This window comes from Halosimplex amylolyticum (assembly GCF_051414035.1).
Classification (GTDB): Archaea; Halobacteriota; Halobacteria; order Halobacteriales; family Haloarculaceae; genus Halosimplex; species Halosimplex amylolyticum.
Window position 1 is genome coordinate 227559 of sequence record NZ_JBLKNW010000005.1, and the last position, 18606, is coordinate 246164.

Annotated in this window: 15 protein-coding genes; 7 read left to right on the forward strand and 8 right to left on the reverse strand. The window is 69.3% G+C overall.

Annotated elements, in window-relative coordinates; all coding sequences use genetic code 11:
* Window positions 1–159: 159 nt before the first annotated feature.
* A complete protein-coding gene (locus tag ACMGFE_RS19425) occupies window positions 160–543 on the reverse strand; it encodes a winged helix-turn-helix transcriptional regulator (protein ID WP_436926921.1) in 384 nt (127 codons plus the stop codon).
* 303 nt (window positions 544–846) lie between these two features.
* Between ACMGFE_RS19425 and ACMGFE_RS19430 the strand changes: the two genes are divergently transcribed.
* Window positions 847–1266, forward strand: coding sequence for a DoxX family protein (locus tag ACMGFE_RS19430; RefSeq protein ID WP_436926922.1), 420 nt, complete (start codon window positions 847–849; stop codon window positions 1264–1266).
* A 3-nt stretch (window positions 1267–1269) separates the two neighbouring features.
* Here ACMGFE_RS19430 and ACMGFE_RS19435 read toward each other — a convergent pair whose 3' ends face one another.
* The 3 genes from ACMGFE_RS19435 to ACMGFE_RS19445 form a co-directional block, all read right to left on the reverse strand.
* Window positions 1270–1551, reverse strand: a complete 282-nt coding sequence (locus tag ACMGFE_RS19435) for a winged helix-turn-helix domain-containing protein (RefSeq protein WP_436926923.1) — start codon at window positions 1549–1551, stop codon at window positions 1270–1272.
* A gap of 142 nt (window positions 1552–1693) precedes the next feature.
* Window positions 1694–3565 carry a vWA domain-containing protein gene (locus ACMGFE_RS19440; protein WP_436926924.1) on the reverse strand — a complete coding sequence of 624 codons (1872 nt, stop codon included), beginning with the start codon at window positions 3563–3565 and terminating at the stop codon, window positions 1694–1696.
* A gap of 313 nt (window positions 3566–3878) precedes the next feature.
* Entirely contained in the window at window positions 3879–5555 is a 1677-nt protein-coding gene (locus ACMGFE_RS19445) for an NADH-quinone oxidoreductase subunit D (RefSeq protein WP_436926925.1), read from the reverse strand.
* A gap of 86 nt (window positions 5556–5641) precedes the next feature.
* On the opposite strand from ACMGFE_RS19445, the gene ACMGFE_RS19450 reads away from it, so the two are divergent.
* The 3 genes from ACMGFE_RS19450 (at window position 5642) to ACMGFE_RS19460 (ending at window position 8092) form a co-directional block, all read left to right on the forward strand.
* On the forward strand, window positions 5642–6307 hold the full coding sequence (locus ACMGFE_RS19450) for a helix-turn-helix domain-containing protein (RefSeq protein ID WP_436926926.1): 666 nt from the start codon (window positions 5642–5644) through the stop codon (window positions 6305–6307).
* 73 nt (window positions 6308–6380) lie between these two features.
* Window positions 6381–7193 (forward strand): lipoate--protein ligase family protein, encoded by an 813-nt coding sequence (locus ACMGFE_RS19455; protein ID WP_436926927.1) that lies wholly within the window; start codon window positions 6381–6383, stop codon window positions 7191–7193.
* A 365-nt stretch (window positions 7194–7558) separates the two neighbouring features.
* Window positions 7559–8092: a hypothetical protein gene (locus tag ACMGFE_RS19460; RefSeq protein ID WP_436926928.1), complete on the forward strand. Its 534-nt coding sequence runs from the start codon at window positions 7559–7561 to the stop codon at window positions 8090–8092.
* A 47-nt stretch (window positions 8093–8139) separates the two neighbouring features.
* On the opposite strand, the gene ACMGFE_RS19465 is transcribed toward ACMGFE_RS19460, so the two are convergent.
* Complete coding sequence (locus ACMGFE_RS19465) at window positions 8140–9528, reverse strand: ATP-binding protein (protein ID WP_436926929.1); 1389 nt, start codon at window positions 9526–9528, stop codon at window positions 8140–8142.
* A 179-nt stretch (window positions 9529–9707) separates the two neighbouring features.
* On the opposite strand from ACMGFE_RS19465, the gene ACMGFE_RS19470 reads away from it, so the two are divergent.
* Window positions 9708–10148: a hypothetical protein gene (locus ACMGFE_RS19470; RefSeq protein ID WP_436926930.1), complete on the forward strand. Its 441-nt coding sequence runs from the start codon at window positions 9708–9710 to the stop codon at window positions 10146–10148.
* A 421-nt stretch (window positions 10149–10569) separates the two neighbouring features.
* Complete coding sequence (locus ACMGFE_RS19475) at window positions 10570–11406, forward strand: deoxyribonuclease IV (RefSeq protein WP_436926931.1); 837 nt, start codon at window positions 10570–10572, stop codon at window positions 11404–11406.
* A gap of 45 nt (window positions 11407–11451) precedes the next feature.
* Here ACMGFE_RS19475 and ACMGFE_RS19480 read toward each other — a convergent pair whose 3' ends face one another.
* The 3 genes from ACMGFE_RS19480 to ACMGFE_RS19490 form a co-directional block, all read right to left on the reverse strand.
* Window positions 11452–12903 (reverse strand): DUF8147 domain-containing protein, encoded by a 1452-nt coding sequence (locus tag ACMGFE_RS19480; RefSeq protein WP_436926932.1) that lies wholly within the window; start codon window positions 12901–12903, stop codon window positions 11452–11454.
* A gap of 195 nt (window positions 12904–13098) precedes the next feature.
* Window positions 13099–14505, reverse strand: coding sequence for an FAD-dependent oxidoreductase (locus ACMGFE_RS19485; protein ID WP_436926933.1), 1407 nt, complete (start codon window positions 14503–14505; stop codon window positions 13099–13101).
* A 102-nt stretch (window positions 14506–14607) separates the two neighbouring features.
* Window positions 14608–17514, reverse strand: a complete 2907-nt coding sequence (locus ACMGFE_RS19490) for a DUF4982 domain-containing protein (RefSeq protein ID WP_436926934.1) — start codon at window positions 17512–17514, stop codon at window positions 14608–14610.
* Window positions 17515–17799: 285 nt separating this feature from the next.
* Between ACMGFE_RS19490 and ACMGFE_RS19495 the strand changes: the two genes are divergently transcribed.
* Entirely contained in the window at window positions 17800–18594 is a 795-nt protein-coding gene (locus ACMGFE_RS19495) for a class I SAM-dependent methyltransferase (protein ID WP_436926935.1), read from the forward strand.
* The last annotated feature ends 12 nt before the right edge of the window (window positions 18595–18606 follow it).

The following is an 18606-nucleotide window of genomic DNA, read 5'->3' on the forward strand; positions in this document are numbered from 1 at the left end:
AGAACGCAGTGGCGGGTCGGTCGCCACGGCGACGACGGAGCGCAGGTCGTCGGTGGACCTCTCGAAAATCACTGCGTCGCGCCTGTCACGCCCCTGGCGACGGCGCGCGAAGCGGCGGGACGCGGGTCAGATGCCGCGAAAACGGTCAGGGAGTGAGATTCACTCGTTGGCAACGGCTTCGACGGCGGCGACGGCTTCCGCTCCGTCGGCGTCCGCGCCGAGCCAATCGTCGGCCCACGACTCGATGGCGTCGAAGATCGGGCAGAGCGACTCGCCCTTGGCGGTCAGCGAGTAGAACGTCGCGACTGGCGCGTCCTCCTCGAGGCGCCGGTCGACGAGCGCGAGGTCCTGCAGGTCGTCGAGCACGCGCGAGAGCGTCCGCGAACTCGCGCCGGTCGAGCGCTTGAGTTCGTTGAACCGCTTTTCGCCTTCCTGGAGGTCGTAGAGGACGACCAGCCGCCACCGGGAACCGATCTGTTCGAGCGAGTCGACTACCGGGCAGGCCTCGGGGTTCGCCGCCTCCGCGTCCGCGTTCGGTGCCATGGACACCCCTACCGCGGGCAGCTACTTAGGCGGTTCGTTTACGAACCCGGTATCACTACGAAACCTGATGCTTGCGTTTTTCACCCCCGTCAGGCCGAATCACGGCCGGAGCGCTCACGCCTGGAACGTCCGGACCGCCCCGTCGCTCCCGGTAACACCGACGCCCCCCGGTGACACCAGTGTCAGATTAATTATATATGCGGCGCGGGCGTCCGTGGTATCGATGTCAGAGACACGGAGTTCACACGGAGGCCGCACGGAGGAGCGACCGAACGGCGCGACCCGAGCGGAGGTGACGCCCTGATGGCCGTCGAGACGGCGGCGGGCGAGGTGGCCTTCCTCGTCGCGCGCCTGCTGTTCGGCGGCGTGATCGCGTTCATGGGGTTCAACCACTTCTCGGGCGTCGAGGGGATGGCCGGGTACGCCGAGGCGAAGGGGATCCCGGCGCCGACGTTCTCGGTCGTCGCCTCGGGCGTGATACTCGTCCTCGGCGGCCTGGGTCTCGCCCTGGGCGCGGCGCCCGTCCTCGCCGCGGGGGCGGTCGCGACCTTCCTGCTGGTCTCGGCCGTGACGATGCACGACTTCTGGGCGGTCCCGGACGAGCAGACACAGGACCAGCTGACGCAGTTCCTCAAGAACGTCGCGCTGGCCGGCGGTGCGCTCGCGTTCCTGGCACTCGGCGGGCAGGCCTGGCCCTACGCGGTCGGGGTCGGCCTCTTTTGACGGTCACTGCGCGGTGACGCGGTCGATTATCTCCTCGGCCGTGTCCCAGCAGGCCCGCAACCGGTCGGTCGGCAGGTAGATGGCGCCGTAGCCGTCGCCGCTGCGGCGGACCAGGTCCTGCTCGCGGAGGATCTCGAGGTGGTGGCGGACCGTCTTGTAGTCGAGGTCGAGCGCGTCGGCGAGCTGGTTTGCGTTGCGCGGCCGCTCGTCGAGCGCCCGGAGAATGCGCGCTCGGTTTGGGCCCCCGCGGGTGCCGGCCAGAACCTGCCAGAGTGTTCCTTCCATCGGTCGGGTCTGTTCGGGGTCGATCCCCGGATTCGTGTTCGTTCGTCAAGGACTCTCCGGTCTTAAACCCCGTGGCGCCCGGGGATCCCGGCGAACGGTTCACCGGGCCGCGACACGCCTCTCGCCGGGCCTGCCCGGTCGGTCACCGGACGGCGTCCCCGCCGTGGGAGCGCGATTGGCGTTTCTGTCTGATCCCGAAGGCGGCGACGCAGAGGGTGACGAGCAGGTTGAGCGCGCCGAACACGGGCAGGTTTCCGCCGAACAGACTCCAGAGTCCGGCGTTCAACGCGTCGTTCGCCCCGGGACCGCCGTCGTCCGCGACCGCGGCGGCCTCGCGGTCGTCGGTCGCACGGTCGGGCTCCGGAGTCGCGTCACCGGTCTCCGCGACGGCCGGCTCACCCGTCGCGTTCGCGAGTCGTTCGAGCACCTCGACGTCCCGATCCATCCGGTCGGCGCCGAGCGCGGACTGCTGGTCGCGGAAGTAGTCGACGAAGCGGTCGATCCGCGCGTCGTAGGGATCCGAGACGCGGAGGTCGACCGACCGCTGCTCCCACTGGCCGTCGTACTCGCGATGCTCGATGGGCTCTTCGACGGCCGTCGCGCCCTCCTCGCCGTCGGCGCGTTCGTGGGCCATCCAGTTGCGCATGAGCGTCCCGTACTCGCTGAGCGCAACGGCCTTGCGCACGCCCGTCGACCCGTAGTACGGCGCCTCCCGCGATTCGAACGAGACGTTCCGGACGACCCGCTCGGCGCCCCCGCCGGGCTCCTCGTAGCTCGCGACCAGTCCGAGCGTCGGGCTCTCGCCCGTCCGCTCGACTTCCAGCAGGACGACGCCGCCCTCGGTCCTGTTGCCCTCCTTGCGGGAGGGGAACAGCGTCGTCACCTCCATCAGTTCGGCGCTGGCGCCGTCGGCCTGGGGCGACCCGTAGACGTTCTCGATCTCGTAGCCGTCGCCGGCGACTCGCAGCGAGAGGTTGTACACCAGCGGCGTCACCATGTACGAGAACCCCTCGTCCATGCGCTCCTCGAACTGCGCGGGCGACTGGACGCTGTAGTAGTTCGCGCCCCTGACAGTCGAGACGGTCTCGGTCAGCCGGGAGTTGAAGTCGACGCCGACGCCGACGAACGTGGTGTGGATGCCCTCGTTCGCGTACGACCGCATCCGCGACTGGAGCGAGTCCCCGCCGGTGTCGCCGAGGTTCGGCATCGCGTCCGTGACGTAGACGACGCGCGTCTCGCGCTCGCTGTCGTTCGCGTGGTCGGCGACCATGTCGTGGGCTTCGCTCATGCCCGCCGCGAGGTTCGTCCCGCCGTCGGCGGCGAGCCCTCGCACGTCGCTCCGCAGGTCGCCTCGGTCGATCTCGGAGACGCGTTCGAGTCCCTGCACGGTGCGGGCGGTGTTGTCGTAGCCGACGACGCCGACGCGGTCGTCGCCGTTCAGCTTCCCGAGCATCGAGACGACCGCGTCGCCGGCGGCGTCCATCTTGGGCTGGTTCTCTTCGACTTCCTTCCGCTCGCCGCCGTCGTAGTAGTAGTCGTCGAACTGCTCGCTCATCGAGCCCGAGGTGTCCACGACGACCACGAGATTCAGCGGTTTGCGCTGGAAGTCGCGCTTCGAGATGCCGGAGTTCAGCCCGACGGTGACGAACCGCTCGGTGTCGTTCGAGAGCGGGTCGCGCGTCACCGCGGTGCTGTAGGACGGACAGAACAGTTCCTCGCAGGGCCGGTCCTGCCCGGTGTCGAAGTAGTAGTCGTGGAACAGCCCTTCGTACGTGAGGTCCGTCGGTTGCGGGACGTACCCCTCCTCGACGTTGGTCCGGAAGGTGTTCGCGTCCTGCGCACCGCCGGCGCTGACGCCGATGTTCTCCGCTTGCGCGCCGCTGGCGCCATCGCCGCCGCCCATTCCGCCGTCGCCTCCGTCACCGACTGCCACGTCGGCGCCCCCTCCGCTACTGGAACAGCCGGCCACGACGACCAGTGCGACCACTGCCACTGTGACTATCACCTGTCGCATACACACCGTTCGTTCTCGTTGGGTTATAGGTCGGCTGATGGATCAAAGGCGCGTTTCACCGTTCAGAACTCCTCTATCGACAAATTATGCTGCTCGTTTCGACTATCGTGGTATTCGATACCAGAAGGCACACGCCGGCCGAATCGGCGCGTGCCGACGACGGGCGAAACTGCTGCTGGACCGGAATCCGAGAACGACGAAGGGCAGGACCGGAGGGGGCGCCAGCGCGCAGTCGACGGAGGGGGCGACAGCTGGAACGTCGACGGAGGCCGCAACAGCGGGACCAGTCGACGGAGACTGCGACCGGAGTCGATCAGCGGTCGACGTCGCCCATGATCGGGTCGAGGCTGCCGATCGTCGCGATCAGGTCGGGGACGAACCCGCCGCGGGCGATCTCCGGCAGGACGGAGACGTGCGAGAAGGAGGGGCCGCGGATCTTGAAGCGAGCGGGTTTGTCGGTCCCGTCGGAGCGGATGTAGATGCCGAGTTCGCCCTTGGCTGATTCGACGGCGCGATAGATCTCGGTGTCGGGGTCTGGGCGGAGCGTGCGGGGGACGTTCGCCTGGACGGTCCGTTCGTCCGCGGGCCACGATTCGAGCAGGTCGACGCACTGCTCGACGATGCGGGCCGACTGTTCGAGTTCGCGCAGGCGCACGAGCACGCGCGCGAAGTTGTCGCAGCCGTCCTCGGTGACGACGTCCCAGTCGAGTTCGGGGTAGTAGCCGTACGGGTCGTCACGCCGGAGGTCGTAGTCGATGCCGGACCCGCGGGCGACGGGGCCGGTACACCCGTACTCCCTGGCGGTCTCGGGGGACAGCTCCCCGGTATCGACGGTCCGGAGCTGGAACACCTCGTTGCTGGTCAACAGATCGTGGTACTCGGCGAGTTTGGCGGGGAGACCGTCGACGAACGCGCGGGCCGACTCGAAGAACTCCGCGCGAGGCTCGGGGACGTCCCAGGCGACGCCGCCGATTCGGAAGTAGTTGAACATGAGGCGCTGGCCGGTCAGGTCCTCGAGGAGGTCCTGGACGATCTCGCGGTCGCGGATGCCGTACATGAACGCGGCGGTGAACTCGCCGACCACGTCCAGGGCGTACGTGGCGACGGCGAGGAAGTGCCCGAGCATCCGCGAGAGTTCGGCGCTCATCGTCCGGATCACCTGGGCGTACTCGGGCACCTCGACGTCCGCCAGGTCTTCGGCGACGCGGGCGTAGGCCCACTCGTTGCAGAGGCCGGCGCCGGTCCAGTCCCAGCGGTCGGGGTAGGGCATGATCTGGTGGCGGTAGGTGCCCTGCTGGCACATCTGTTCCTCGCAGCGGTGGATGTAGCCGAGGTCGGGGGTCACGTCGGCGACGTACTCGCCGTCGAGGGTGACGCCGAGGTGGAGGACGCCGTGGGTCGCCGGGTGGTGTGGCCCCATGTTGACGAACAGCGTGTCGCCGTCCTGGTGGTCGTCGGCCAGCGGGTTCTCGTGCTCGCGGAAGGTGACGATCTGCGGTTCGGTCTGGTCGTCGTCCGGCCCGAGCGGGTGGCCCTGCCACGTCTCGGGCAGGAGGATGCGCCGGAGGTCGGGGTGGTCGTCGTACTCGATCCCCACCAGGTCGTAGGCCTCGCGCTCGTGCCAGTCGGCCGTCGGGTACACCGGCGCCCCGCTCTCGCTGACCGGACGGTCGGCGGGGACGGGGACGACCACGGAGAGTTCGCGCGTCGGGTCGTCGTAGCTCCGGAGGTGGTAGATCGACTCGTAGCGGTCGCCGTAGCCCTGGCCGGTGACGCAAGCGCAGTGATCGAAGCCCGCTTCCTCGCGGAGGGCGCCGAGGACCGCCTGCACCCGGTCCCCGCGGACGACTAGCGCGGGGGCGTTCAGGTGCTGTTCGGTGTCGGTCACGGCGTCGTCGGGGACGACGGCGAGGGCGGCGTCGAGCGGCGACTCCCGGTCGGCTTCGGCGCGTCCCGCACTCGTTCGCACCTGTCCCTGCTGGTTGGCCATACGCGGGCTTCGCGCGGTCCGACAATCGCCGTTGGGCCTCACCAGTGGGCTGGATTTAAGTCGACGCGAGGGAAATCGATCGCGCGATGCGTTACTTGCGGCTCGCGGTCCACCAGGAACCGGCGGTTCGGCACCCGATGCACCAGTTCGTGGTCGAGCACGAGGGATACACCGTCTCTCGACTCCTCCAGTACAACATCGCGCTCGACGACGAACCGGCGTTTCTCTTCCACGTCGACGGCGACCCGGAGCCGTACGAACCGGCGCTGCGGGAGACCGAGAGCGTGCGGACCTACGAGATATCGGAGTGTCCGGACGACACGTTCTACCTCTACGTTCGCGAAGCGATCCCCGAGCACAGCCGGGACTTCATCGGCGCGTTCACGCAACCGGGGCTGGTGGGGTTGATGCCGGTCGAATATCGCGAGGACGGGACGGTCAGGCTGACCGGCGTCGGACCGGCCGAGATGCTACAGGCTGCCGTCGACGAGACGCCCGAGGGAATGGACGTGGAGGTGCTGGAAGTCGGGGAGTACGACGCTCGCCGACTCGACGCGGGCAGCGACCTGACCGACCGGCAGTTCGAGGCCGTCGTCGCCGCCGTGGACTGCGGGTACTACGAGACGCCCAGCGAGGGGACCGTCGAGGACGTGGGCGAGCGACTCGACTGCGCGCCGGGGACCGCCGCCGAACTGCTCCGGCGCGCCGAGCGCTCGGTCATGCAGAACGTCGTCTCGACCGGCCCGTTCTGACTCGTCCTGACTCGTTCGGCGACGGCAACGGCCCGAACGCAACCCCTTTCCTGGCACTGCTCCAAGTGCGCTCATGGACCTGGCCGACCGGGAGTGGCGGCTGATCACCGAGGAGTCCCGTTCGGGGCCGATGAACATGGCGCTCGACGAGATCGCCGCCCAGTCGGCCGCGGAAGACGGGATCCGGACGCTGCGCGTCTACCGCTGGGCGCCCAGCACGCTCTCGCTGGGGTACCACCAGGACCCCGCGACCGTCGACTGGGACGTTTGCGAACGCGAGGGGATCACGGTCACACGCCGCCCCACCGGCGGCGGCGCCATCTATCACGACGAGTGGGGCGACATCTCCTACTCGATCGTCGCGCCGGCCGACGAACTCCCGGGCGACTTGCTGGAGTCGTACGAACTGCTCTGCGAACCGCTGCTCGATGCCTTCGAGGGCATGGGCGTGGACGCCGGGTTCGCCGACGAGGAGCGGCCGGCGGTGTACCAGCCGGCGTGTTACCTGCGGGCACTGCATCCGGCCCACGACGTGGTGGCGAGCGACGGCCGGAAGATCTCGGGGAACGCCCAGTACAGGCAGCGGGACGCCGTCGTCCAGCACGGGTCGATCACGTTCGAGCGGACGACCGAGCGCCACCTCGCCTGTTTCGCCGACCCCGACGCGACCCCCGCGGACTTCGACGACAGGGTGACCAGCGTCACCGAGCAGTCGGGGATCGCCCGCGAGGAGGCCGTCGCCGAACTGACCGAAGCGCTCCGTCGCTGGGGAGATGCCCACGAAGGAACGTGGTCCGAGGCGGAGCTGGAGGCCGCTCGCGAGCGCGCGAACGAGAAGTTCGCGACCGAGCGGTGGACCCGCGACGGCGACGACCCGACTGACTGAGCCCGGCCCGGGAACGCGTCAGTTCGCCCCGTCGCCATCCCCGTGTTTCGCGGTGATCACACTCCACACACTACTGATCGATTCATTACCAATTAATTGCGTTCCCGGAATATCACGGTCGAAATCGCCTCTCTACGGGGAATTTCCCGATCCGGTCGTCTAGCGGACGTGACCTATCTCTTCGAGCGGACAAGATTCAAGGCGGTTCCGGCACACCCTTCCCGAACAGAGCAATCGCTCATCGTGGAGAAGACCGTGGAAGTAGGACGCCTTGGCCTTCTCCCTCCGGCGAAATAAGCTTTACCCACGGATAGCGGCGCCGCCGGGCGACGACGGGCCGCTTCGTGGGGGGAATCCAAGGGACTATGGACAATTCACGCGAATCGAACGCGGCACGCATCGATCGGACGAACTCGTGGGTGGGCAGCTGGGCGGACGCCGAGGCGCTCGGGACCGGTGGCGACGGCCGATCGCCCCCGTTCTCCCGCCGAGACGCCCTCTCGCTGCTGGCACCGGCGGCGCTCGCCGTCGTCTACGGCCTCGTCGTCCTCGTCGCGGGCGGGGGGATCTTCGAGACCGGACAGCCCTGGCCCGGTGCCGGCGTGGCCTTCGGACTGCTCGGCGTCCTGTTCGCCGTCGCCGCGCACGGCACGATCAGGCTCTACGACGACGCGCGGAGGGTGGCACGCTCGGCGGCCGAGTGGCGACCGAACCCGTGGCTCTACGTCGCGAACGCGGCACTCCTTCTCGTCGGCCTCCAGGCGGCGCGGTTCGCCGTCGCCGGCCAGTCCGTCTCCGCCCCCGTCCCGACCTACGCCGGCGCCCTCGTCGTCGCGCTGCCCCTCTCCTCGCTCGTCGCCGGTCCCGTCTACGTCGCCCAGCGCTACAGGCACGCCTGAGCGGCGAGTACCGAGGTGAGTCAGCGGGTCTCCGCGCCGACGATTGATCAGACGATCAGGAGCCCGACCGCCAGTCCGAGGAGGAGGCCCAGCGCGACGAGCAGGACCTTCGGGAGGAGCGCCTCGACGCGTCGGCGCCCGCGCGGGGTGTCGCTCAGACGGGAGGCAGTCCACGTGAGTGCCCGTCCCCCGGAGCGGGCGAGGAAGCCGACCCCGCGGCCGGCGGCGGCCACGATCCCGCCGGTGAGGTAGGTGAGGAACTGCGCGGCCTCCCAGGCAGGGTCGGTCGCCGGCTCGGCGCCGCCGTCGCTCGCGGCCGTCGTCGCGGCCGCCCCGCTCGCTCGCCCGCCGGTCGTTCCGGTGTTCGAGGCTGTCGCGTTCGCCGTCGCACCGTCAGCCTCGGCGAGATCGTCATCGACCGACCCGTCCGCCCCGTTCGAGTCCGACGACTCGGCCGAGGCGTCGTCACCGGCCGACCCTTCCTCGGCGAGTCCGGTCGAACCGTGGTCGGTCGAATCCCCGGTGTCCGACGCGCCGCCGTTCGTCTTGTCGGTGGCGTTTTCGCCCGTCACGTCGGCGTCGACGGCCGACTGGAGTTCCGCGAGCAGGTCGCCGTCGACCGACTTCAGGTCGGGGCGGTCGACGCTGTCCAGGTCCGGCGTCGCGCCCGCGTCGAAGGTGCGCTTGCGGCGGAACGTGACGCGCTGGACGCGGTCGTCCCAGTCGGTCATCACGATGGCTTCGCCGTCGTCCAGTTCTTCGACGTCCTCGGCGGCGTCGTCGCCGAGGATGCGCCCGACGACCTTGGTGTCGTTCTCCCAGGTGAGCCGGTGCCAGACGAGCCAGTCGCACTGGGTGATGTAGTCTTTCGAGACCGACGCCGGCCGCTGGGAGAGCGCGCAGACGCCAAGTCCGCGCTTGCGGCCCCGCTTGGCCACCCGGATCAGCGTCTCGCCCACCTCGTCGCGGCCGCCCTGCTCGGGCACGAACTCGTGTGCTTCCTCGACGATGACGAGGAACGGCGTCTTGGCCGTCTTCTCCCGGACGAACAGCTCCTCTACCACCTCCCCGACGAGTGCGTGGCCCTCGTCGGGGTCGCGGTAGCCGGAGATGTCGAGGATCACCGGGACCTGGCGGTCGAGCGCGACGGCGGCGATCTGCTCGGCGTTGGCGGGCGTGACCTGCAGGTCGCAGTGGTCGTCGCCGCCGACGTGGAGGAGTTCGAACTCCTCCTTGAGGCCGTAGTACTCGCCGTCGGTGTCGACAATCAACAGCGGCACCTCGGCGGCGAGCAGTTCCTCGGCGACCACGCTGACGGTGTTGGACTTCCCGCTGCCGGACTTGCCGGTGATGAAGCCCCGGCCGGTCAGGACCTCCAGCGTCGGCATGGAGAAGCCGTCTTCGGAGAGCGTGATCGCGTCGGGCGTGTCGGCCATCTCGCCGTCGATATGTACTCTGCCCGTAAATGCTTCGTGGCCTGGGCCCGACCGTCCGGCGAGCGGGCCGGGTCGTCGATCGCGCGGGAGTGGCAGTCCGTCGGGCAGGAGCGGTCGTTCGTCGGACGGGAGCGGTCGTCCGCCAGCAAGCTTTTATCGCCGCCGCCGGATCCCCGACCATGGCGCTGTCCGACCGGTTCGGCGAACGACTCCGGCGCGTGGCCGGCACGCGGGCCGTCTTCGGCGTCGCCGGGCTGACCGTCCTGTTGACCTGCGCGTTCGTCGGCCTGCTGGCGTTCGTCAGCGGCGCCCGCCCCGACGTCGGCTCGCGACTCCCCTATTACGTCCTCGCCATGGCCGTCGTCTTCGTCGCCGCCGTCTTCCGCCTCGACGACCGCGAGCGCCAGGGCACTCACGTCCTGACTTCGGTCTCCGCGGTGTCGGTCGTCGCGTTCGTCCTCGTCGGCCTCGCCGTCGAAGGCGTCGTGTACGCCCTCCAGAATCCGGGAGAGTTGGTCGCGTCGCAGCTGATCGTCTACTTCGCCGCGGCCGCGCTGATCTGCACCGGCGTCGCCGTCTGGGGCCTCCACCACTGGCGCGAGTTCGCTAGCAGTGAGTGACCGTTTCTGAATCGTCGACTGACTCGTCATCTGTGAATTCTGCTCGCGGTGCGTTGTGACCACAGCCGACACCGACCGGTGAAAGCCCTCGGCCCGCTCGCGCGGTCTGTGCGGGATATCCTCGGTCGCTGGCGCTTCCTCGGATAGGGCCCGCGCAGACCACGCGACCTGACCTCGCCCTTTCAGTCCACCAGGGACACCACAACTGCACGGCACAGCACCGCGCCTCACGCCTCCCCAACCGACTGCGCTTCTCGCTCACTTCGTTCGCTGCGATGCTCATCCCTCGCGCGGCTACTGTCGCGCGATGAAACGCGCGACAGCGCGCGCCACCGCACTCCACAGACGGTGTCCAGACAGCTACTGATCGGTCGCGGATCGCTTCGATACGACTTTCCCGATCCGTTCCCTGCGGTCTGTCATGATCCGGATCGGCGCACACACATCGATCGCGGGCGGCGTCCCGAACGCCGTCGACGAACAGATCGAGATCGGCGGCAACTGCGGGCAGATCTTCACTCACTCGCCGCAGGTCTGGCAGGATCCGAACATCGGCGACGACGAGGCCGCGGAGTTCCGCGACCTCGTCGGCGAGAACGATCTGGGCCCGTGGGTCATCCACTCCTCGTACCTCGTGAACCTCTGCACGCCGAAAGACGACCTGCGCGAGAAGTCCGTCGACTCCATGCAGAAGGAAGTCGACGCCGCGGACAAACTCGGCGTCGAGTACGTCAACGTTCACCTCGGGGCGCACACGGGCGCGGGCGTCGAGGGAGGCCTCGACAACGCCGCGAGCGCGCTGGACGAACTGGAGATCCCCGAGGGCGTCACGGTCCTCGTCGAGTCCGACGCGGGATCGGGCACGAAACTCGGCGGCGATTTCGAGCACCTCGCCGAGGTGCTGGACCGCTCGGCGCAGGACCTCGACGTCTGCCTCGACACGGCCCACATGTTCGCGGCGGGCTACGACCTCTCGACGCCGGAGGGCGTCGAGGAGACCGTCGCGGAGTTCGACGAGGTCGTCGGGCTGGAGCACCTGGAGTGCATCCACCTCAACGACTCGAAACACGAGTGCGGGACGAACAAGGACGAGCACGCCCACATCGGCGAGGGGCTCATCGGCGAGGACGGGATGCGTGCGTTCCTGAACCACGAGGACCTGCTCGACGTGCCGCTCGTGCTGGAGACGCCCACCGAGAACGGCAAGAGCTACGCGTGGAACGTCGAGCGAGTGCGGGAGTTGCGAGACGGCGAGTGACCGCAGGGAACGAGGCGTCTCGGGAACGCGAGGCCTGAGCCCCGGTCACCGCCGGTAGTTCCCGCTCCCGACCTCGAGTTCGGCGCGGGTGCGGTGCCACCCCGACTGCGGACCGAGCAGTTCGACGCTGGTCCGTTCGCGGTACTCGTTGCCGGTCCAGCCGCCGGAGAACCACTCGTTGCGGCCGGTGAGCTGGGCCGAGAGGAAGACGGAGGCGTTCTCCGCGGTGTCGTACTCGGCGTAGACGCGGCTCTCGTACTCGTAACACCGCTGGGTCTCGAAGTACCGGTCGGGACAGTCGACCGCGGTCCGGTCGTACTGCGGCGAGAGGAGCGGTTCGCCGCCGAACGGGTCGGCGGTGTCGATGCGCTCGTCGGCGACGAGCGTGACCTCGAAGGTGAACGAGCCGTCGTCGCGCGCGCCCATCGAGGGGTCGTCCGGGTCGTACTCCTCGGGCGAGACCGGCTCGGTCCAGCCCATCGTCTCGTTCTCCACGACGCGGAAGTACGACTCGGTCACCTCGATCCGGTCGGCGGAGATGGCGAGCAGCTGGCCGTGTTCGGTGTCGACCAGTTCGTAGGTGAAGTTCACCGGCTCGGGCTCGGCGCCGCCCGGCCCGCCGGTGGGCGCGTCGCGGTAGTAGTTCACGTCGGCGACGAACTGGTCGCCGACCTCGGAGGTGCCGTTCTCGGTCGGGACGGGCACGTAGAACGTGGGACTCTCCAGGCTCTCGTCGGCGTCGACGGTCACCTCGTAGGTGTAGGTGCTGTCTTCGCTCTCGGCGATCCGCTGTTGGCCGAGGAGGGCCAGGCCGCCGACCGCGAGGCCGGAGACGACGAGGACGGCGACGGCGCCGAGCCCGACCGTCCGCCAGTTCACGCGGCCCCGCCGGCCCTGCCTGGCGAGGTGGTGGACGAGGACGGCCACGGCGGCACCGGCGACGATCCCGATCGGGAGGCTGACCAGCAGCGACGGCCAGACGAGCGGATCGAGGACGACCGTCAGGACGACGGCGACGGCGAGGAAGACGACGACGCCGGCGACCAGACTCCCGAGGACGACGAGCCACGGGCGATCGAACCCGCCATTCGGGACGGCCGTCGCGGCGCGGCCACGTCGACCGCGGTCGGCTTCGAGGATCCCGCCCAGCCCACCGCCGACGGCGGCGACCAGCGTCTGGCCGACGGCGGCCGCGAGCGAGAGCACACCGGCGACCGCCAGCGTCGCGAGCGGGGCGTCGAGCGACGCGAACGGGAGGTCGCCGAAGCGGACGAAGACGACGATCCCGGTCACGACCGCACTGAGCGCCGCCATCAATACACCGGCGATCGCACCGGCCATCGCACCGCGTCTCGCCCCGTCGCGTTCGAGATAGCCGGCGACGCCGCCGCCGACGAACGGGGCGACGAGCAAGACGAGCGGGACGAAGCCGAGCGCCGTGCCGACGACCGCACCGAGCGCTCCGTTTCGAACCGTGGACCGCGAGAATGTAGCCATGTCTGAACGTTCGCACCGGCGGGGCTTAGCTCTGGGTTGAGAACCGTTATCACGGGCGTCGGGGCCTGTAACCGGTGTTCGACGGGTCGGACGACCTGCCGGTAGACCGGGGAATCGGTCAAGAGATTCCGCGACGCGGTCGGGCCGTCACCCCGTCTCGCGGCCTCAGTTGGCACCGTTTGATGGCGTCGAGAGTCACCGCTCGACGGCGTCGGGCCGGTTCTGCACGCGCGGGTACCGAACGCCCAGCGCCTTCCAGTCGAGCCAGCGGGCGCCGGGGCGGTCGTCCGCGAGTCTGCCGATCGGCGGATTTCCGCCGGTGGGAACCCCGTCGACGGGACCGCTGGGATCGACGGCGTTCGAGACGTAATCGAGGGTCTCGTCGGTCGCCACCCAGACGCCGGCGGCGCCGGAGGGGAGCGCGACGCCGACGTTGGCGAGGCCGTCGAGCGACGTCGCGAGGTGGCGCGTCGACTCGCCGTCGATCCGCTGTTCGAGCGCGGCGTAGGCGTAGAACTCGATGTCCGCGCCGTCGGCCGCGCGGTCCTTGACCGCGGGCGCGAGTTCGAACAGTTTGTTGTAGCCGACCTCGACCTGTTCGGGGTCGAGCGTCCCCGTCGCGTCGTCGGTGGCCTCGACGGGAGCGACCTCGTCGGTCGCGGTGTCGTTCGTCACGTACCAGGTGACGTAGTTCTCCTCGCGGTGGCGGTGCCGGCGAGCGACGACGGACATCCCTTTGTGCGGGAGGTAGGCGCTGACCGCCGGCAGATCGGTCGCGGGCCCCCGCACCGCGAGCACGAGGACGTTCCGGTAGGTGACCGGCGAAATCGACTCGCGGACGCGCTCGGGGTCGCCACCGCTCTCCGCGAATCCGTCGGCGCCGACCAGCGAGTCGACGAGTCCGTGGGTGCCGGTGCCCGTCGCGGCGACGACGTAGTCGGGGTCGAACTCGACGGTCAGGTCCTCGTGAGTTTCGACGGTGAGTCCATCGAGCGCGGGGGGCGATCCCGCTCCGTCGGTGAACGCGAACTCGGCGATATCGCCGACGACGATGCGCTCTTCGTGGCCGTCGGCGAGCGCGCGGACGAGCGCCTCGCGGTCGATCGCGTACTCGTCGACGGCGGTGACGTGCTCGCCGCTGCCCTTCGCGAAGATCGTCCCGTCGCGGTAGATCTCGGGCAGGCCGTCGATCCCGCGTTCGTCGTACTCGTAACCGCCCTCGTCCCACTGGGGCGGGAGGTACCGGTAGGGGTGGTCGGTCGAGCAGACGTACCACTCGCCGCCCGCGACGGGGACGTGCTCGCCCTCGGCGAAGGGGAGCCACCGCTCGGCGACGGTCCGGCGCTGCTCGGGGTCGGGGTCGAGGTACCCCTTCGAGAGCGTGCCCGGCCAGTCGAACGACTGCCCGGAGCCGAGCGGTGCGTTCGAGACGAGCGCAGTCGCGTACCCGCGGTCGGAGAGTTCGTTCAGCAGTAGCAGTCCCTGGATCCCGCCTCCCACGACCAGCACGTCCACGTCGGCGGTCGGGTACCACCCCAGGCGCTCGCGCACCCGCTCGTACAGCGCCACCCCGGTGTCGAACTCCGGCTCGTCCGCTGGCATCGATGTTGTCCCCTCTTTTCCTGCGGCCTACATATGTCTGCTCACGTGCCGCGTTCCGCTGGCTGGGTCCTCGCCGGACCGGTTACTGCCGGCCCTCGGAGGTCAGGACTCGGGCCCGTAGAGCTCCACTTCGAGGAGTTCGAGGTGGTCGCGGCCGCCCTCCCGGTCGGACTGGTGGCGGTCGCCGGTGATCTCGACGATCTCGCCGAACTGGTCCTCTACCTGGGTCACGCCGGCGAGTGCGATCGTCACGCTCTGGCCGTCGACCGGGTCGAACGAGATCCTGTCGTAGGCGAGCGTGTGCCCGACGTCGCCGTTCCAGACTTCCCGGCCGTCGACGGCGACCCGGATCGGGTACCCGGTCGTGCGGTGGCCGCCGACCTTGAGCCGCACCTCGCTCACGGTCGTCGGCTCGTCCAGGTCGAACCGGATCCACGCGTCGTCCCGGTCGCCGGCACTCTCCCACGAACTCGACTCGTCGTCGTCGATCGCCTCGTCGGCGTCGTCGGCGTTCGACCCCGCGGTGACGTCTCCCACCTCCAGGGACCGACCGTCGGACTCGTACGCCGGCCCCTCGGGCGTCGGACCGCGGTCGAGATTCGCCGGCAATCCATCGCCGGGCAGGTGGGGGGTCAATCCGCCCGTCGTCTCGATCGGTTCCGTCTCCAGTTCGACCGTCGCCGATTCCAGCCCGTCGCTGCGCGCCGTCAGCGTCACGGTTCCGGCTTCCCGGGTGGAACGGATCAGCACGCGGTTGACGCCGAGTTCGACAGGCAGCTCTTTGGAGAGAATATAGTTGTCGGGCCCCTTCGCGATCCCGCCGCGCCACTCCGCGGGCCCGTCGAGTTCGAACTCGATCTCGTCGAAGGCGACCGGATTCCGCCGCCCCTCCTCGTCGACGACCTCCACGTCGACCAGCGCGAGGTCGTGGCCGTCAGCGCGCCAGCCGGTCGGCGAAGTCCTCGGCGTCAGTTCGACGGCGACCGGGTCGCCGACGGTCTCCGCGACGTCCTCGCAGACCTGCTCGCCGGCGTCGTCGTAGCCGACCGCCCGGAGTCGGCCCGGCTCCCACTCGACGCCCTCGAAGGTGAACAGGAACCGGTCCGACTGCGTCCCGTGGCCGAGCGACTCTCCGTTTCGGTAGAGTTCGACCTCCTGCGCGCTGGAGACGACCGTGACGTCCCTGACCGTCTCGGGCTCGTAGTTCCAGTGGCCCATGATGGCGGCGTGGGCGTCCTCGACGTCGACCCAGCCGTCCCAGATCGCCCGGTGCGCGTAGAAGGCGTCCTTGGGGACCCGCATCGGGTCGACTTCGCCGCTGCGCCGGTAGTTCTCCTCTCCTCGGTAGTGCGTGTTGGTGTCGCTGAAGACGATGTTCAGCGCCCCGGCGTTGACGCGCTCGCCGGTCCCCGGTCGCTCGCGCCAGTACTCGTACCACCGCCTGACGTCCTCGGCGGCGAAGGTGTCCTGGTTCCGGTTGTACCGCTCGCCCTCGCCTTCGCCGCTGCCGTCCTCGTGGTACGGCGGGGACTCGGCGTCCCAGTACCGGCGCAGCCCCTCGCTGCGGTTGTACTCCGTCGCCAACATCGGTTTGTCCGCGCTCTTGTTGACGTAGAGCATCTCGCCGCCCCACTCGGCCACGTCGCTGTCGAGCATCTCGCGACAGCCCATCGCCCGGCCGCCGTGGGGGTCGAACCGGTCGCGCAACCGAACGAGTTCTTCCATGTGCTCCTCGCTGATGACCTCGTTCCCGCCCTCGTAGAAGAGGACGCTGGGGTTGTTGCGGTTGTAGACGATCGCGTCGCGCATGAGCTCCACTCGTTGTTCCCACTGGCGCCCGTCGACGTCGCTCTCGGCGTCGCCCGCCGGCAGGAGCTGGACGAGCCCCATCCGGTCGCAGGATTCGACGTCCTGCTTCCAGGGGGTGACGTGCATCCAGCGCACGGTGTTCGCGTTGCTCTCGACCATCAGCCCGTTGCTGAAGTCGCTGAGCCAGGCGGGGACGCTCCGGCCGACGGCCGGCCACTCGTTGGTCGTCCGCTGGGCGTACCCCTTGAGGTGAATGGTGCGGTCGTTGAGTTCGACTTCCCCGTCCTCGAAGGCCGTCTTGCGGAATCCCGTCTCGGTGGTCACCGAGTCCACGACCTCCCCGTCGACCGTCAGGCGGGTGACCACGTCGTAGAGGTAGCCGTAGCCCCAGCTCCAGAACTGCAGGTCCTCGACCTCCGCGGACGCGCGCAGCGTGCGGGTGGCGCCGGGCGCGATCGACCGCTCGCCGCCGTCGAACTCCGCGACGGTCTCGCCGTCGGGATCGCGGATCTCGACGTCGTACCCGACGGTCCGTTCGCCGGAATGCTCGTTTCGAATTTCCGACTCTGCGGTGACGGTGGCCGTGCCGGCGTCGACGTCGATGTCGTCGGCGTAGACGTAGACGCCGGTCGTCCCGAGCCAGGAGTACAGCGGCAACGTCTGGTAGAGCCGGTCGGTGACGTGCAGTGTGACGTTCTTCGTGATGCCGCCGTAGTTCGCGTTGAAGTTGTGGTCGGCCCACTGGTAGCGCTCGCCGGTCGCCTCCTCTTCGTAGTCCCAGTCGTTGTCGACCCGGACCGCGAGGACGTTCTCGGCGGGCGCGGGTTCGGCCAGCTCCGTGAGGTCGAAGCCGAACGCCATGACGCCGTTCTCGTGACGGCCGACGAACTCGCCGTTGCAGTACACCTCGGCGGCCTGGCGGACGCCCTCGAACTCGACGAACACCTTCTCGTCGGCGGCGTCCTCGGGAAGCGTGAACGACTTGCGGTACCACGCCACGCCCGTGGACAGTCCGTAGATGTCCTCGCGGAACGCCTCGTCCTCGTTCCAGGCGTGGGGCAGGCTCACCCGCTCCCAGCCCTCGTCGTCGAAGTCGGTCGACTGCGCGTCTTCGAACTCCCCGACCCCGACGCGCCAGTCGGGGTTCATGCTGTAACTCTCGCGGCGTCCTGGCTCCGGCTCGTGTGCTGATCCTGTCATTGTGGGTCGCTATCGATCTACGGACGCCACGGCGGGCAGCCACTACTTATCCTTACTCGTATCGGCATTCGCGGCCGGGAGCGGAGCCGCTCCGGGAACCGACCCGTCGAGTTCTCGCTTTCGTGACCACCGTCGACCGACATTCGGTTCGGGGTGATCCGCGGGTCGCGGTGCTGGTCTCGTCCCGACGACGACCGGCGAGCGTCCCGTCGCTTGGTTCGGACCTCGCCCGGCGCTCGCCCAGACCGACGGGCATTTGCCGCCGGCGGACCCACCAACGCCCCAGTGCGACAGTTCAGCGCCGACTACCTGGAGACCACCCGCGAGGGGATGTGGGGCGACTCCCGCGAGGCGCTCGCCGACCTCGACCTCGACAGCCGCGAGCGCGTCCTCGACGTCGGTTGCGGGACCGGCGAGCTGACCCGCGTCCTCGCCGAGGAGTCCGGCGGGGAGGTCGTCGGCGCCGACGTCGACCCCGAACTGCTCTCGGTCGCTGCCGAGTTCGCGCCGGTCGTGCGCGCCGCGGCCACGCGCTTGCCGTTCGCCGCGGACGCCTTCGATCTGGTCGTCTGCCAGGCGCTGCTCATCAACCTCCCCGACCCCGTCGAGGCGGTCCGGGAGTTCGCCAGAGCGTCGTCGGATCTCGTCGCCGCGGTGGAGCCGGACAACGGCGCCGTGACGGTCGACTCGACGGTCGACGCCGAACCGCCGCTGGCCCGCCGGGCGCGCGAGCGCTTCCTCGACGGCGTCGCGACGGAGGTGACCATGGGTTCGAGGGCGCGCGAGGTGTTCGAGGATGCCGGGCTGGACGTGGTGTCGACCCGGCGGTACGACCACGAACGCGTCGTCTCGCCGCCCTACTCGGAGGCGGCCGTCGAGGCCGCCCGCCGGAAGGTCACCGGCGAGGGACTGGCCGACGACCGCGAGACCATCCTCTCCGGTGAAACCACCGCCGGGGAGTACGACGAACTGCGCTCGGCGTGGCGCGCGATGGGCCGCGACGTGGTCTCGCAGATGGGCGCCGGGTCGTACGTTCGCAAGGAGACGGTGCCGTTCTTCGTGACCGTCGGTCGGGTGTAGGTTTGTTCGAGT